Genomic DNA, 15605 nt, shown 5'->3' with positions numbered 1-15605 from the left:
TTTAAAAACTTGCGCTTAAACCTATACTATAGGTACGTGGATTAGGATAATCATTAATGTCTGGGTCGATACCTAGTTTGTTCGCCCTCCACACTATACCAAGGTTATTTACATTGGCGTAGATCCGTGGACTTTTTATAGACCCAATACCTTTTCTTAGTGTATAGGATAGATTAATCTCCTGAAGGCGAACGTGATCACCTTTGAGTACATTGATTTCTGAGTAATAATAAAAATTATCTCTATTGTCAGAAGTCCCCGCAGCAATAGGGAAAATCATGGAAGGAACATTAGTGATTTTTTCATCTCCGGGCTTTTGCCAGCGGTTGGCATATTCTTCACCTTGTATCGTATTGCTACGAATAAGTAAAGAATATCTCAATACATTGAAAGGTGATCTCCTGACAAAATAACCTAGCTTGTACATGAAATTTAGCGATGCAGAAAAATTCCCATACTTAAATGTATTAATGAATGAACCATAATATACTGGTACTGCGGAACCAAAGTAACGAGCAGTAGACAGAGGAGCATTTGCAATTTGGTTATAAACAGTAGGGTTACCTGTAACTCTAATAGGAGTTCCGTTCACATATCCCATTGGATCACCGGTTTCAGGGTCTAGGCCTGCCCATCGAAAAGCATAAAGTCTAGAAAGATCAGCACCCTTATTAAATGGTGGATTACCAGAGATCTGCTGAGCTGCAGTGTTTGGTTTGCTACTAAAAAGGTCAGTGACTTTAACCCGATTATAACTCATAAGGAAAGTAGTTCTCCAACTAAATTTGTTGAGTTCCAGATTTAATGAATTTAAAGTGATATCTACTCCAGTACTCCTTAAGTCGGCTGCATTATAGGAAAGAGTTGAAAATCCTGTAGTTGGATCCAAAGAGGTTTCAGCAATGAGGTCCGTCGTTTTCCGGATGTAATACTCTACATTACCACTTATGCTGTTACTTTTTGTTCCAAAGTTTAGTCCAAGATTCAAAAATGCAGCTTTTTCAGGCCTTAATTCTCTATTCGAACCTTCAGTGGTATAGGCATAGGGTAGTTGGTAACCATCTGATGAAATAGGACTATAGATGATTAGTGGACGAGGACTTACCACTGGATTCTGGTTCCCATTATAGCCAAAAGTAGCTTTCAACCCCAATGTAGGCAGCCAAGAGATATGGTAAAATTTTTCATTGTTGATGTCCCACTTTCCACCAACTGAAAAATAAGCTGCACCGTTGTCATTAGTCCCCTCTCCAAATATACTAGAGTAATCATTTCTGATACTAGCAGATAAGGTATAGCGCTTATCATATGTATAAGCTGCATTGGAATAGACGCTAAATGTTCGTATTCTGTAATCCGTGAATAGTGTTGAATAGGGAATGATACTTGAGGATACTCCTACACTAGGATCAATAAATAGCAATGGTGTTCTTACTTTAAAAGGAAGTGCATTATCTACTGATTTGGTTTGTTCGTTGTAACCATAAAAGAAGGAACTTCTGAAATCATTATAGTTTTGAGCACCTTCAACTCCCGCTATAGCAGTTAGTTCATGTTTATGCCCCCAGTTTTTATTGGCGTTTACTTGCGCTCTTATTGTTTGATTTTTAGATTTCCCACTACCAGGAATTAGCAAACCTCCAAGCGGGACGACTCTAACAAAGGTGGTCCGATTTGTAAATTTATTGATCAAATCTCTCATGTAGTAGGAGTTTTGCCCGATTAGTTGAGTTTGGTCATTAAGTCCCCAAGAGTTGTTATATATAATAGATGCGGAAAAGATTGGGCTGAAACTATAGTCAGCACTTAAATTCAGATTAATTACTTGAGTTTTATATTTCGTATAACCTTGTTTAATATCATCCAGTGGTTTAAATGACATGTCTAGGATTTTATCACCAAATTTCTTAGCTAAAGAGTCTTGAAAGGCCTTACGGTAGCCCCTAGGGACTGCGATTGGATTCCCAGCATCATCAACCAATCTGCTATAAGGAGAAAGACCATCTCCTGTTATAGTTATGCCAGCTCCTTGTTCATTTCTGTTTTGTTGGTTGTAAGTGACATTGGCACCTAAACTCAGGTTTTTTACAGGCTTAATATTAGCGTTATATATAACCGACATTCGATTCGCATCAGATCCTTGGGTATTATTTAGTGTTTTACCGTAGCTTCCAGAAACACGGTAGGCATATTTATTCATCCCCCCAGAAGCACTTAAGTTGTAATTTTGAGCAACTGCATTTCGAAGGAAATATTTGGTGTAATCTTTTCTGATATCGTTATTACGTAAGGCATCAATCTGACTTTTGTATTGTGCTTCAGTGATCTTATTTCTTTTCCAAGAATTCCATATTTCAGCGACTGGTGAAATAGCTGCTTGTGCAATAATATTTGTAGGTGGGTTAGGAATTACTGGATCAGCAATGGTTTGTTTGTTTAGATTATAATTGTAACTCAATTGTGCCAATTGCGCATCAATAAAATCGGATGTACTCATTACCTTTCGATAAAAAAGATCTATTTTATCACTCACATTTAGATTGGCATCAAAAGAAATGCTAGTTGGTGTTTGAAACTGTCCTCTTTTAGTAGTAACTACAATTACTCCATTTGCAGCTCTTGATCCCCAAATAGATGCAGCTGCAGCATCTTGTAAAATATTAACACTTTCTACATCATTTGGATTCAGTTTATCTATGGAATAGGGGCTTGCTATTCCATCAATTACTACCAGAGGCTGCCCACTCATTTCATTGGGATCAGTACTTGGGATAATATTTAAATTGTTTTTTCCACGGATAGTTAACCCACTTAGTGTTGGTGCTCTAAATCGGGAAGAATTGGTGGGGTACTGAACCACATTATTGTTAAAATCGAGACCAGTAGTGATACCCTCTAATCTCTTTAAGAGATCGGGACTGTTGCTATGCTCCAATTGTTTAGCGGTAATGTTTTGAAATGAACCAGTAACACGTTCTTTTGGTAAAGTTTGATAACCTGTATTTACTACGTCTACTTGTTTTAAGTTTTTAGTGTTTACCTGGAGTGTAATTAAGAATAAACCGTCTCTAATATTGTTGACCTTAATTTCCTGTGTTTCATAGCCAACATAAGAAATAATAATAATGTCTGTTGGATCTACATTTAGTTTATATTCACCATCTTTATTAGATTTTGTGGATTTATTTGTTCTTTTTATAGTTATTGTGGCTCCAGCTAGTGGTCGTTTTTCTTGATCTATTATTTTTCCGTGAATGATCACATCCTGAACCAAATCCAATTGCTTGTTGCTATATTGTACTCTCTGGAGTACAATAATTTTGTTGCTGATCACATAAGAGAAGTCTTGATTTTTTAGGCAAAGTGCTAAGACTTCTTCTAAAGGTGAATTGTTAACTTTGATGTTAATCTTTTTAGCTGTTTTTAGTAAATCAATGTCCCCAAAAAAATCGTATCCCGTTTGTATCCGAATCTTTTTGAAAACACTTTCCAACGTAGCATTTTTTTCAGATAATGTCACTTTTTGAGCGACCGATGCTAGGCTGACTTGAAGAAATACTGTAGTCATTAAAACAATAGTTAGTTTCATAACGAACAGAAATTTACTCATGTAGGCGGATTGCCTATATGATATTTTTGAATTAAAATTCATACATTTGGTATGTTTGGTTTTATGCTTGGTACTACTATTGTCCTTGAACCGACGGGTACCAGGCAGGTTATTAAGTTGATTTTCTTGATTAAAGCCAAATCATGCCGGGGGCTACATACCTCCGGTTTTTTGCTTTAGTATTTTGTACAGATTAGTTCATAAGCGTAATCCTCCTTCCTTCTATTTTAAAATTGATTTTTCCTGTTAATTGCAGCATTTTTAGTACTTCCGATATGTTTTTTGAACGGGATACGACGCCCCAATATTTGCCTTGTTTGAAGCTGCCTTTATAAATAACCTCTACATCATACCACCTTGAAACTTCTTTCATGATGCTTATCAGATCATCACCAATGAAAATAAATTCGTTATTTTTCCAAGCGAAATTTTTTTCAATGTCAGTATTTTCGATTTTAATGTTTTTAGAGTTTTTATTCGTTTGTGCAACTTGCCCAGGTTTTAATATGGTATGTGTAAGTCCTTTAGTTATTTTGACTTTGCCTTCTGCCAATGCAGTTCGTGTTTCATCATCATCTTGGTAAGACTTAATATTGAAATGAGTACCGAGTACCTCGATGGTTTGTTCTTTGCAGATTACCTTAAATACTTTGTTTATATCTTTTGCGACTTCAAAATAGGCTTCTCCTTCCAAGGTTACTTTACGTTCATTGCCTTTAAAGTTGCTTGGATAGGTTAAAATAGAAGAGGAATTTAACCATACTTTTGTCCCATCTGCTAGAAGGAGTTGGTACTTACCTCCTCTGGGAGTTTCCAGTTTGTTGACAACTAATGTAGTGTGTGTGCGTGAGGGCGCATAGATGAGCAAGCCGTTTGATCTACTTACATTTGTTCCTCCTTGAATTGCGATTAACTCTTTGGTGTTATTATTGAGGAAAATTTCTTTTCCGTTGTTAAGAGTAAGAGTTGCTTTGTTTTGCCCCGGCGCAACATCATTCTGATAAAGTACCAAGGTCGATGGATTCGAAAAGGTCTGTGTGTAGAGGTATATTGTTCCAGCAGTGATTAGAACGGCCGCAGCAGTAATTCCGATCTTAACCCATAATTCTTTAATGCCTACTAAATCTTTCCTATGGTGTATATGGGAGGTCAAATTGCTCCACATTCTTTTTTGAACTATTGTGATGGTTTCTTTAGAAGGGATGTTATTACTTTCCTTTATATCTTGTATATGCCAGCTTTCCACTATAATGCATTCTTCTTCGGAAGCATCGCCATTTACATAGTTTTGAATAAGTTCTTCTGGGCTGTACCTTTTCATTAAAATCTCTTTTATATAACTAAGTAAGTTAAAGAGATACAAAGGCCTAGATAAGATTAAAAAAAATTATTTGTTTAGCAGTAAAAGTAGGAATGTGAAGAATGTCAACTTCCCCCTTAGTATTTTTAAAGCATTGGTGATTTGATTTTTGACTGTTTTTTCTGATATGTTAAGTTTTTCAGCAATTTCCTTTCTTGACAAATTGTTTTTTCTGCTCAATTCAAATATTTCTCGCATTTTATCAGGAAGAGCGGCAACTTCTTTTTCAATGATTTGATTGAATTCTTTTTGACGAATATAGTGGTCTGTAATATATTCTCCATGGTCAAGGAATTGATTTAATGAATCTTTGTAATCTGCTCTTACCTTTTTATGATCTAGCAAATTCATGAATTTATATTGTACAGCCTTATACAAATAAACGGAAATAGAACTAGTAATGGTAATGGAAAATCTTTTATCCCATAAGTACAAAAACACTTCTTGTACAATGTCTTCAGCATCATCATTATTCTTGACTATTTTACAGGCGTAGATATACAACAATCCTTGAAACCGCTTGTAAATTTCATTGTAAGCGACTAGGTCCCCTTTCTTTAACAAAGAGGTTAACTCAAAATCTGTAAATGAATGATATGAGGACATGAGTAAAATTATATATTGTTTTTCATAAAAACAATATATCAGGGAAAGGTCATTCCCTAGGTCTCAAATTTTATTGAAAATCTATGTTTTTTATTGGGAAATTTTATGGTAGACAAAACGTCTACCTTCCAATAAGAGATAGGTGTTGGGGAATTAGTGCAGTTAGCAAAGGATTGATATATGTTTCAACCCTAGAATATATAATAGTCGAAACTACATGAGTTTTTGCAAAATGAATAACCTTGATGTCGTGCTTTCTTCGATAATGGTGTTTTCTTTAAAAGAATAAACCCGGGAAAGGCCATTCCCCGGGAGTTCAATTTTAATAATGCACTTTATTTACTATAAATCTTTTACGTAAACAAAGTGTCTTGCACCACCGTTTGGTTGTGCAACCAGTGTGGCTTGTGCATTAGCTATGTATGTTTTAACACTAGCAGGAATACTACCAGGAACGTCAGAAGTTCCAGTTAAATAAATAGCACAAACAATAGTTCCACCACCTAGACAGTTTGGTTCTAGATCCATTAAAAAATAACTACCTGGCAGAATAGGATCTCCAATCCCATTATACGAATACCAATTATTAGCCATAACTTATAATGCTTTTATAAATCAAAAAGCAATAAAAACTTTCATTTTCACCTACTCTGTTCAGGATTTTCGGCTTCCTCCGTTTTTTTAAAGATTATTTCCGTTCTTTTGAATCCGACTTTTTGGACTGCAGACAAATGGAATGAGTTAAATAGAGTATTAATGAATTATTGTGTTTAAGCTCTCTTAGCAATTTTTTTTGAGTGCATAATCAACAATTTTTCACATAAACAAAGCGAGTGCCATCTGTTGGTTGAGAAACTAGGGTTACATGAGCATTAGCTATGTAGTATTTAATAATCCCAGGTATATTTCCTGGAACATCGGAAGTTCCAGTTAAATAAATAGCACATATCATACATCCTCCTGTATCGCAGTTTGGTTGTATGTCTGAGAGAAAGTAGCTGCCAGGAAGAAAGGGGTCTCCAAAGCCATTGTATGCATACCAATTATTAGCCATAAATATGTATTGTTTTTTCGATCAAAAAACAAGTAAAACTTTAATTTCTCCTACTTTATTCAGGGTTTTCGGATTCTCCCTTTCTCTTATACTAAATTACGAGTTGTTTATTTTAGGAATAGGGTCATATGACCCAAAGATGAAATAATTAAATTCCTTCTATTCTTCCACTAGCAGGTAGCATAGACATCCGTACTTCTAAAGGAACGGGTGGAAACATAGAAACCGGTTGCCCTTTTCCTCTGGCCAGCGCCCGGATGATGTAAAATAGTAGCCCAGGAGTGCCTTCTAGGTCTGGTTTTCGATCTGGATCATTAGGGATCTCATCAGCGAAAACTGCAGATAAATATGGTCCGTCGACGGTTTCCGGTACAGTGTCTAATATTTTGTAACTCTCCGGACTACAGATGTCCAGCTCGTTATTGATTAATTGATACCAAGGCATAAAAGTATTTTTAATAATGAGGCTTACTCTTTTCAGGGTTTTCAGCTTTCCCCTCATTTATAACATTCATTAAAGCAGAAGCATGTTTTTTATGCCTTGAATCTTCGAATGGTTTTAATGTAGTATTGTGTGCATGGAGTGTTGCAATGAATCCATCTATATAATTATGGGCAAATATGCTTGCTCCTGTATTCCAGATGTAATCATAGTCTTCTCCAATTTGCAAATCTTTAAATGGATGTTGTTGCCAAAACTTCTTTTTATAAACCATTGTTGCACCGGCAAGCCATGGCTGTTCTGTTTTTTGATCAGTAGCTCTCCAGAATTTTCCAACAATTGGGGAGAAGAATAGGATATTGTTTAAACCACAAATGTCCGCTCCTGAGGATTCAATGGCGACTAATTGTTTGCTGATCCAGTCGGCAGCATACCAATCATCATCATCCCAATGCATAATAATCTCTCCTTTTGCTTCCTCACATGCAAAGTTGCGTTTCAAGCCAATAGAGCTAACGGTTTCTTTATAAAAATATCTAATACGATGGTGTTTAGGGATTAGGTTCTTTACAGGTTCTTTTCCATCATCAATAATGATGAGTTCTGCATTATGATAATCTTGATTTAGAAAATTATCAATAGCCAAAGGAATAAATTTGGCTCTGTTCGCTGTTGGCATGATGCAGGATACATATGGAATACTCATGGAGAAGTCGTTTTTTTTGGTTCCTGCCATCTTGTTCCATTTTTTTTGTGTCGGATATCCTCTACTGGCTTTATACTGGTATTGTGTGCATGAAGTATAGCCACAAATCCTTGCATATATCCCATAGCAAAAGTCCTGGCACCTGTATTCCAAACAAAATCGTAATCTTCTCCCACCTGAATGTCTATAAATGGATGTTCTTCCCAAAAGGATTTATGGTAAGCCATCGTTGCGCCACAAATCCATGGTTTTTCTAAGTCAAGATCCTGATATAACCAGCGTTTTTCAACGGAGGGGGAATAGAAGATGACCTGATTTAATCCAGTGATGTCAGCAGCGGAAGTGGTTAAAGCAGCAACCTGTCTGGTAATCCAGTCTGGAGCATACCAATCGTCATCATCCCAGTGCATGATAATTTCACCTTTGGCTTGCTCACAAGCATAATTTCGTTTTATGCCAATAGTCCCTAAAGGTTCTGTGTAAAAATATCTGATTCTTGGATCATCAGGGATTAAATGAGTTGCAGGTGCTAGACCGTCATCAATAATGACGAGCTCTGCGTTGGCGTAATCTTGTGCCAGAAAATATTGAATGGCCAATGGAATGAATTTTTGCCTGTTGGCCGTAGGCATGATGCAACTGACTAATGGTAAAATCATAATAAATATTTTAGAGGGTGAAATGGATTTTAATTCATGAAACTGAGTACTTGTTCCTTTTCTTCTCCTTCCAATAGGAGACTATTGGACATGAAAAATTCAAAACGTTCGTAGTTCCAGGTGTTTTTACCATGATGTATATAGATGTATAAAAAGGGCGCCTGATCCAGCATTAGCAATTGTTTTTTGTTGCGGAGAAAGCCGATTACATGGGAATCTTCGCCTTGGTTACTATGGCGATACTGATTTTGCAGGAGAATAACTTTCCTACATAAAATTGTACCCTCCCAGGTGTAATTGAAAGAGTAATAGGTTTCTTTTTTGATTTCATCATACAACAGTATGCGGGTTAAAATACTGGCCTGATAACCTTCTCCTTTATTTTCAATGCTATTGTATTGATAGGAAATTCGACTGGGGTGATACCAATCATCATCATCCCAGGTACAAACATATTCTCCATTGGATTCTTTTATGGCTTGATTTCTAGCTTCTCCTAATGAGCTGTCTTCCTCTCTTGCTATGCTCAAAATTTTGAGCATAGCATTTTGTTCATTGCTAATTACCTTTTTGCTGAGGTGGTCATTTTTCGGAAAAGAAATCACCAATTCCTTATTTAGATAATTTTGAGATCTGAAACAATCAATTGCTTTTTGAAGCAGTTCCGGTCTTTTATCTGTAATACAGATACAAGAGATTAATGGGGAGGATAATGTCATAATCAAACATTTTAAGGTTATCTATATCTTAAATACACATACTTTTTAGCGTTAACCGGATAATCAGGTTGAATTTGTCCAGTAGCTAATGCTTTTCTTATATATTCTTGTAATTGGGGAGATAGTGGTGACTCAGGGTGTTCTTCATCACCTTCCGAATAAATTGCGCAGATTTGATTGCCACAAAGACAAGTGTGTTGGACAGTTACTTTCAAATAATTGGAAGATAGGAGAGGGTCTCCGCTACCCAAAAAAACATACCATGATTTAGCCATTGCATTTAGATTTTGTTTAGCCTAAAATTACTGATCTGTGTATTTCGAAATAGGGTCAAATGACCCAAAATTAAATTAGTTCTTTATCGATTGTCTAGTAAATATTGATCAAGCTGAATTATGTCGAGGACGATCTCATTTATGTCAGTCAGACCTTCACCTTTTGCATACCTGGAGCAAGGTATTGTTCTATTTTTCCATAGGTGATCAAAAATATAGATGTAGAGATGAGGAGAGTTGTTGATCTGATATAGCACATTCTGTGAAAAAAGGAATTGAATGATTTGACGCCAGGTAGTTTCTTCATTTATATAGCATGCCTTTAGCATGATTTGTTTGTCGCAGCAAATGGTTTCTGGCCAGCATCTAAATTTGGACGCATAGGTCATCCGTTTTTTTAGATCAAAAAGAAGAATTTCGCTAATCACGCTGGATCTAAAGGGGCTATTTTTGATCACTCTATACTGATCTGAAATCCTATTGGCATGATGCCAGTGGTCCTCATGCCACATGCATATAAATTCCCCATGAGCAATTTCTATGGCAGCATTTCTGGCAGAAACAGTAGTTTCATCTCTTGGCCTTTCCAGCCGGCTCATTTTTATAATAGAATTTTCAACCAGTCGGTTTAAAATATTAATGCTGGGCAGATCATTCTTTGGATAAGAAATGATCAACTCAGTATTAGGGTAATCTTGCTTAATAAAGCAAGCTACTGCCCTTTGTAACTCTAATGGTTTATCGCCAGTGATGCAAATACAGGAAATTAATGGGGAATTGGAATTCATAAGCTCAGAAGTTCATTTAGGGTTATCCTAAATTACATCCTAATCCTAGTTCAAATAGGGTCAAATGTCCCATAATTGACGATAATTTACCAAAGTATTTCTTTGTAATTACCTTCGAAATATCAAAGATAACCAACAAAAAATATGAGAGTTAAATTTTTCGCAAACTATGATCGATCAGAAGATCTTTTGAAAAGATTCAAGGCCAATTATGAAATTTATGATGATGAATTGAGCTTTACTACTGGAGATGTGTATGATTATGCTGTGGTATTTAATAGCACTGAGGAAGGCATAAATATCGAGGCAAAAATCATTACCATCATTCAGGAACCTTCCTGGAGTCCGGCACACATCAATACCTGGTTTTTAAGGGAAAGTGATTACCTGATTGTTCATGATCAGCAATTGTTTGAAGATACTCACCGGATCAAATTGGGTAAGAAGGTCATTGAGCGCCCCTCCTATATGTTTTTTCATGATAATGTAGATAAATCCCTGTTTACAGAGAATAAATCAATCCAGAAGCCTAAAAAGCTGTCTATGATCGTTTCCTCTCTTAGCTTTAATGTTGGTAATTATACAAAGCGTTTGAAGCTGCTTCGCAAGATACTCTCCTCAGATCTGGATATTGATATTTACGGCAAGGGCTTCCATATTCCTGACCAACGATACAAAGGCTTTGTAGAACACAAACATACTGCCTTACTACCCTATGAATATTCAATTGCTATTGAGAATTCAAATGAAAAGAATTACATCACAGAAAAGTTTGTAGACTGCGCCATTTGCAATACGATCCCAATCTATTGCGGTGCGCCTAATATTGCGGAGATATATAATGAAGCCTATTTCCGTAGGTTGGATCTGGATAGTCCGAGCATCATAGATGACATTAGAGAAATTATTAAACACCCGGCACCGGGACAAGAAATGGACAACAACAAGGACAGGTACTTTCAGCAGCGAAATCTGTATCGCTTGCTCAAAGAGCTCGTCAACACAGATGTTTAATCAGATGTCCATAAAAAAGGGGGCTTAACAGCCCCCTTTTAAATTAATTATACATTTCTGCTCTTAGTTGAGCTACATCCGGGCTCGTAATATAATCGTCGTAAGTCATCATTTTATCGATTACACCTTTAGGCGTAATTTCAATGATTCTCGTTGCCACCGATTCTGTTAAAGCATGATCTCGTGAAGTAAACAAAGCGGTACCTCTGAAATCTTTCAATCCGTTGTTTAGTGCCGTGATCGACTCTAAATCCAGGTGATTCGTTGGCTCATCTAATAACAATAGATTCGCATGTTTTAACATCATCTGAGAGAACATACAACGCATTTTCTCACCACCTGACAACACTTTCACGTTTTTCAAAACCTCTTCACCGGAGAACAACATTCTACCTAAGAAACTTCTTACAAACTGCTCATCCATTTCAGTACCTGAATACTCACGTAACCAATCTACCAGATTTTCGTCTTTTCCTTCGAAATAAGGAGTGTTGTCGTTAGGAATATCTGCCATACTAATGGTGATACCAAACTTAAACTCACCTGTGTAATTAGGCTCACGAGCAGTTAATACATTATAAAAAGCAGTCGTAGCTAAACTGTTCTGAGAAAGAATAGCCACTTTATCTCCTTTATTAACCATGAAGCTGACATTTTTAAACATCACATCTCCATTTAAAGTACAAGAAAGGTTTTCAACCTGTAGAATCTGATCACCAGCTTCTCTACCCAAATTGTTGAATAAAATTGCAGGATATTTTCTGCTTGAAGCTTTAATTTCCGAGATGTCAATTTTATCTAAAGCTTTTTTACGGGAAGTTGCTTGTTTCGACTTCGAAGCATTCGCACTAAAGCGCTGAATAAATTCCTGAAGCTCTTTAACTTTCTCTTCCAGTTTTTTATTTTGATCACCACGTTGTTTCAAAGCAAGTTGGCTCGACTCATACCAGAAGGTATAGTTACCCGAGTAAATGCTCATTTTACTGAAGTCAATGTCCACAATATGCGTACATACTGCATCTAAAAAGTGTCTATCGTGAGATACCACCAATACAATCGTTTGGTAATCTGCAAGGAAATTCTCTAACCAGGCGATGGTTTCAATGTCCAAATCGTTGGTAGGCTCATCCAGTAGCAATACATCAGGATTACCAAATAGCGCTTGTGCTAATAACACACGTACTTTTTGGGTACCATCCAGTTCTTTTAATTGCTTATAGTGGTATTCTTCTTTAATTCCTAAATTGCTCAACATAGTAGCAGCATTGCTTTCCATGTTCCAGCCATCCATCTCTGCAAACCTATTTTCTAATTCACCAGCACGCTCACCATCTTTATCAGTAAAATCTTCCTTTAGATAGATAGCGTCTTTTTCTTTCATGATGTCGTACAGTTCCTTGTGACCCATCATTACCGTTTCAATCACTGGAAATTCATCAAACTCATAGTGGTTTTGTTTTAAAACTGCCATACGTTCGCCAGGAGTAAAAGCCACACTACCTGAAGTTTGGTTTACTTCTCCTGAAAGAATTTTAAGGAAGGTGGATTTACCTGCGCCGTTCGCCCCAATTACACCATAGCAATTGCCATGCGTGAATTTTAGGTTCACATCTTCAAATAAGGTACGTTTTCCGTAACGGAGGGATAAGTTAGAAACTGAAATCATATTGCTGATAAAATAAGCCGCAAAGGTAGTCATAATTTATAAAATGATTTGAAAAGGGATTGATTAGTTTTGACTAATCTAAATTCAATAATGTGACGAAAGATGAATTAACAATCCGATTAGGTGCTTCTATGGGGGCTAAAATGGTAAAGGTAATTTCAGATATTGCTGGTACGAGGAATTTATACCAGGTTTCAGACGATGGTTTTACCGTTAAAGATGTGATTGACCTGACCTTTCATCCCAGGAAAGAGCTGGCATTCAGGGCGGCATGGTTGCTTGAACATATTTTTTTTAATTACTATTGTCTGGGCGACCATCTGGAGGATTTTCTAAGTCGCTTTGCAGCACAAAAACACCCTGGACCGATGCGGCATTACGGGAAAATACTGGCCTTTACGACCAGTAAACAAGCGAAAGGCTTACACCCTGGTCAACTGGAAAAGATCGATTTTGAACCGTTTATTGGTTTAATGTTCGACTGGCTGATCGATGAGAAGGTTCTGGTGGCCACTAAAGTACATGCAATGCAGGCCTTAGCCAACCTCGCGCCAAGATATCCATGGATCAAGGATGAATTATTGGAAACCATTGCCCATCTGGAAGATTTGGAGAGTGTGGCCTTTTTTGGAAGGGCAAAACAAGTCAAAAAGCAACTCAAAAAGATCAAGTCTGAAAACAATGACCATTAGCAAACAAAAGGAAAGCTGATAATGCTATTTTTGCGAATAGTTATATCCAAGCAGAAAGATCCATGGAAAAAGAAATAGATATATTAAGCCGTATTATTCAACGTCGCCGTAGTATTTTCCCAATTAGCTATACAGAGCAAGAAATCCCGGTTGCAATAATTAAGCAGGTGTTAGAAAGTGCAAATTATGCACCTACCCATAAACTAACGGAACCATGGCGTTTCATTGTTTTCAGAAACGAAGGTAAGATGAAACTTGCTACCGAGCTTGCCAGGTTATACAAAGAAACCATGCCTGAACACCAGTTCCTGCAAAAGAAATATGATAGTATTTTGGAAAAAGCAGGACAAGCAAATTGCATCATTACCTTAAATGCGGCCTTACACGCCGATAAAGTTCCTGAATGGGAAGAGCTGGCTGCATTAGCCTGTGCGGTGCAAAACATGGCATTAACTGCAGAAGCTTTAAATATTGGTGCCTATTGGAGTTCTCCTGGTATGATTGAGGCATTGGGTACTTTTCTAAACCTTGAAAAGAATGAAAAATGTTTCGGTCTTTTCTATATGGGCTACCATAATGAAGCGCCAAGAGCTGCAAAAAGAAGTCCGATGGAAGATAAAGTAAAATGGGTGGAATCGTAGTTATGCAAGACATTAAAGAAAAATTATACCTCCTTTGTTTGAGCTTTATAGAACAAAGAATTCATACCGCAGAAACGGCATTGGAACAGGCACGGGAAGCAAGTAACGATGATACAAAAAGTAGTGCAGGAGACAAATTTGAAACAACTAGAGAAATGATGCAGCAAGACATCAGCAGAAATAAAAGGTTGTTGATGGATGCGCAACAAAACCTGGCTCTGCTAAATTCTATCAAAGACACTCCCTTAAATGATAAAGTAAGAAACGGGAATCTGGTTTACACCTCAGAGGGCGTTTTTTACCTTAGCATTAGCGCCGGACAACTGAAACTGGAGGGAGAAAGCATTTTTGCAGTTTCTGCCGCTTCTCCTATTGGAAACCTGTTGATCGGGAAAGAAAAAGGAGCATCTTTTGATTTTAATGGCAAACATTATCAGATTAAAGAAATCCTTTAATCGATTAGTTTTCCTTTAGATAATCGTAACAAACTTCTGCAAAATCCCTTCCCCAGTTTGGATTAATAAAGTCTTGCTCATCGGGTATAAATGCTTTGTGATTCAGTTCAAGGGGGAGGGCTAAAGCTTTATCAGCTCTAAGTGCTTCTCCATTAGGTTCATCTTCGCGATGTAGGATCAGTGCTGATGTTACTGTCGCTTTTTTAATTCCTTTAATATCAAGTTTTGCACGTAGGTTATCATCTTCTCCTCCCCAAATACTAAAAGCTTCAGTATATCCATCTACTTGTTCAATATGTTCTTTTTTTGCTAAAAAACTGCCGTAAGTTGAAAATGGAGTACTCTGCAATGCCTCTGTAGTAGGTTTGTAGTTATAATCTACAAAGGAAACCTGACCAACGTAAAAGTAGTTATCATATGTTTCAGCAGCATATTTTAAATGATAAATCACATCCGTTAAAAACTCACATTCCGGGTCAACCACCAGGATGTATTTTTTTGTAGCATGTCTGATTCCTACGTTCCATGCTTTGCAAGGATTACGCCAGTCGTGGTCATTTCGGTTTACAATCACACGCCATTTTATCCCAGGATATTCCTTTATAAATTCTAGCAATTCTTCACATTCTGTAGGCTCATCCAATGCAATAATGACTTCTATGCCGTTTCTCTGGAAATAAGGGGCATTAACGGGAAGTACCCTTCGAAAGTCTTTCATTTTTTTGTAAAATGACATCACAACGGAGATGTCAAAGTCTTTAAAATCGATGGTGTCGTGGATATGATTCATGGTTTTACGTATTGATTCAATACGAATTTAAATGATTTGTAATGGGCAAATAGGGACATATGACCCAAAATATCAAGGAATTGGTACTGCTTCCTGGAAAGCTATAATTTAGATTTCAAATAAGCTTT

16 protein-coding genes are annotated in these 15605 nt (G+C 36.8%); 4 read left to right on the top strand and 12 right to left on the bottom strand.

All coding sequences use genetic code 11. The annotated features are described in order from the left end of the window. Window position 1: 1 nt before the first annotated feature. The 10 genes from R2S10_RS16000 to R2S10_RS15955 form a co-directional block, all read right to left on the bottom strand. Window positions 2-3568: a SusC/RagA family TonB-linked outer membrane protein gene (locus R2S10_RS16000; protein ID WP_316841428.1), complete on the bottom strand. Its 3567-nt coding sequence runs from the start codon at window positions 3566-3568 to the stop codon at window positions 2-4. Between the two features lie 235 nt (window positions 3569-3803). Beyond that, window positions 3804-4931, bottom strand: a complete 1128-nt coding sequence (locus R2S10_RS15995) for a FecR family protein (RefSeq protein ID WP_316841427.1) — start codon at window positions 4929-4931, stop codon at window positions 3804-3806. A gap of 66 nt (window positions 4932-4997) precedes the next feature. Next, on the bottom strand, window positions 4998-5576 hold the full coding sequence (locus R2S10_RS15990) for an RNA polymerase sigma-70 factor (protein WP_316841426.1): 579 nt from the start codon (window positions 5574-5576) through the stop codon (window positions 4998-5000). 342 nt (window positions 5577-5918) lie between these two features. After that, window positions 5919-6170, bottom strand: coding sequence for a hypothetical protein (locus R2S10_RS15985; RefSeq protein WP_316841425.1), 252 nt, complete (start codon window positions 6168-6170; stop codon window positions 5919-5921). 608 nt (window positions 6171-6778) lie between these two features. Beyond that, on the bottom strand, window positions 6779-7075 hold the full coding sequence (locus R2S10_RS15980; protein ID WP_316841424.1) for a hypothetical protein: 297 nt from the start codon (window positions 7073-7075) through the stop codon (window positions 6779-6781). Window positions 7076-7085: 10 nt separating this feature from the next. Then, on the bottom strand, window positions 7086-7808 hold the full coding sequence (locus R2S10_RS15975) for a glycosyltransferase family A protein (RefSeq protein ID WP_316841423.1): 723 nt from the start codon (window positions 7806-7808) through the stop codon (window positions 7086-7088). Next, window positions 7775-8437, bottom strand: coding sequence for a glycosyltransferase family A protein (locus tag R2S10_RS15970; RefSeq protein ID WP_316841422.1), 663 nt, complete (start codon window positions 8435-8437; stop codon window positions 7775-7777). The genes R2S10_RS15975 and R2S10_RS15970 overlap by 34 nt, the downstream gene beginning before the upstream one ends. Window positions 8438-8466: 29 nt before the next feature. Beyond that, window positions 8467-9156 (bottom strand): glycosyltransferase family A protein, encoded by a 690-nt coding sequence (locus R2S10_RS15965; RefSeq protein ID WP_316841421.1) that lies wholly within the window; start codon window positions 9154-9156, stop codon window positions 8467-8469. A gap of 17 nt (window positions 9157-9173) precedes the next feature. Beyond that, on the bottom strand, window positions 9174-9431 hold the full coding sequence (locus R2S10_RS15960) for a hypothetical protein (RefSeq protein ID WP_316841420.1): 258 nt from the start codon (window positions 9429-9431) through the stop codon (window positions 9174-9176). An 83-nt stretch (window positions 9432-9514) separates the two neighbouring features. Beyond that, the gene (locus R2S10_RS15955) at window positions 9515-10219 is read right to left on the bottom strand and encodes a glycosyltransferase family A protein (RefSeq protein ID WP_316841419.1); all 705 of its coding nucleotides are present in this window, start codon (window positions 10217-10219) and stop codon (window positions 9515-9517) included. A gap of 144 nt (window positions 10220-10363) precedes the next feature. Between R2S10_RS15955 and R2S10_RS15950 the strand changes: the two genes are divergently transcribed. Then, the gene (locus R2S10_RS15950) at window positions 10364-11233 is read left to right on the top strand and encodes a glycosyltransferase family 10 domain-containing protein (RefSeq protein WP_316841418.1); all 870 of its coding nucleotides are present in this window, start codon (window positions 10364-10366) and stop codon (window positions 11231-11233) included. Between the two features lie 43 nt (window positions 11234-11276). On the opposite strand, the gene R2S10_RS15945 is transcribed toward R2S10_RS15950, so the two are convergent. Further along, window positions 11277-12899: an ABC-F family ATP-binding cassette domain-containing protein gene (locus R2S10_RS15945; protein WP_316841482.1), complete on the bottom strand. Its 1623-nt coding sequence runs from the start codon at window positions 12897-12899 to the stop codon at window positions 11277-11279. Window positions 12900-12991: 92 nt separating this feature from the next. Between R2S10_RS15945 and R2S10_RS15940 the strand changes: the two genes are divergently transcribed. From R2S10_RS15940 to R2S10_RS15930, 3 genes are all read left to right on the top strand, one after another. Beyond that, on the top strand, window positions 12992-13591 hold the full coding sequence (locus tag R2S10_RS15940) for a hypothetical protein (protein ID WP_316841417.1): 600 nt from the start codon (window positions 12992-12994) through the stop codon (window positions 13589-13591). Between the two features lie 62 nt (window positions 13592-13653). After that, the gene (locus R2S10_RS15935) at window positions 13654-14232 is read left to right on the top strand and encodes a nitroreductase (RefSeq protein WP_316841416.1); all 579 of its coding nucleotides are present in this window, start codon (window positions 13654-13656) and stop codon (window positions 14230-14232) included. 38 nt (window positions 14233-14270) lie between these two features. Continuing rightward, a complete protein-coding gene (locus R2S10_RS15930; protein ID WP_316841415.1) occupies window positions 14271-14687 on the top strand; it encodes a 3-oxoacyl-ACP synthase in 417 nt (138 codons plus the stop codon). Window positions 14688-14691: 4 nt separating this feature from the next. On the opposite strand, the gene R2S10_RS15925 is transcribed toward R2S10_RS15930, so the two are convergent. After that, window positions 14692-15477: a glycosyltransferase family 2 protein gene (locus R2S10_RS15925; RefSeq protein ID WP_316841414.1), complete on the bottom strand. Its 786-nt coding sequence runs from the start codon at window positions 15475-15477 to the stop codon at window positions 14692-14694. Window positions 15478-15605 lie beyond the last annotated feature (128 nt).

The organism is Pedobacter gandavensis (assembly GCF_032678745.1).
GTDB lineage: Bacteria > Bacteroidota > Bacteroidia > Sphingobacteriales > Sphingobacteriaceae > Pedobacter > Pedobacter gandavensis_C.
The sequence above is the reverse complement of the archived record's forward strand: the minus strand, read 5'-3'. Positions and strand labels throughout refer to the sequence as shown.

Coding starts and splice junctions, on each gene's coding strand:
- R2S10_RS15985 (WP_316841425.1), bottom strand. CDS start 6,170: ATGGCTAATAATTGGTATTCGTATAATGGGATTGGAGATCCTATTCTG.
- R2S10_RS15945 (WP_316841482.1), bottom strand. CDS start 12,899: ATGATTTCAGTTTCTAACTTATCCCTCCGTTACGGAAAACGTACCTTA.
- R2S10_RS15965 (WP_316841421.1), bottom strand. CDS start 9,156: ATGACATTATCCTCCCCATTAATCTCTTGTATCTGTATTACAGATAAA.
- R2S10_RS15990 (WP_316841426.1), bottom strand. CDS start 5,576: ATGTCCTCATATCATTCATTTACAGATTTTGAGTTAACCTCTTTGTTA.
- R2S10_RS15925 (WP_316841414.1), bottom strand. CDS start 15,477: ATGAATCATATCCACGACACCATCGATTTTAAAGACTTTGACATCTCC.
- R2S10_RS15935 (WP_316841416.1), top strand. CDS start 13,654: ATGGAAAAAGAAATAGATATATTAAGCCGTATTATTCAACGTCGCCGT.
- R2S10_RS15955 (WP_316841419.1), bottom strand. CDS start 10,219: ATGAATTCCAATTCCCCATTAATTTCCTGTATTTGCATCACTGGCGAT.
- R2S10_RS15970 (WP_316841422.1), bottom strand. CDS start 8,437: ATGATTTTACCATTAGTCAGTTGCATCATGCCTACGGCCAACAGGCAA.
- R2S10_RS15960 (WP_316841420.1), bottom strand. CDS start 9,431: ATGGCTAAATCATGGTATGTTTTTTTGGGTAGCGGAGACCCTCTCCTA.
- R2S10_RS15950 (WP_316841418.1), top strand. CDS start 10,364: ATGAGAGTTAAATTTTTCGCAAACTATGATCGATCAGAAGATCTTTTG.
- R2S10_RS15995 (WP_316841427.1), bottom strand. CDS start 4,931: ATGAAAAGGTACAGCCCAGAAGAACTTATTCAAAACTATGTAAATGGC.
- R2S10_RS15975 (WP_316841423.1), bottom strand. CDS start 7,808: ATGGCAGGAACCAAAAAAAACGACTTCTCCATGAGTATTCCATATGTA.
- R2S10_RS15980 (WP_316841424.1), bottom strand. CDS start 7,075: ATGCCTTGGTATCAATTAATCAATAACGAGCTGGACATCTGTAGTCCG.
- R2S10_RS16000 (WP_316841428.1), bottom strand. CDS start 3,568: ATGACTACAGTATTTCTTCAAGTCAGCCTAGCATCGGTCGCTCAAAAA.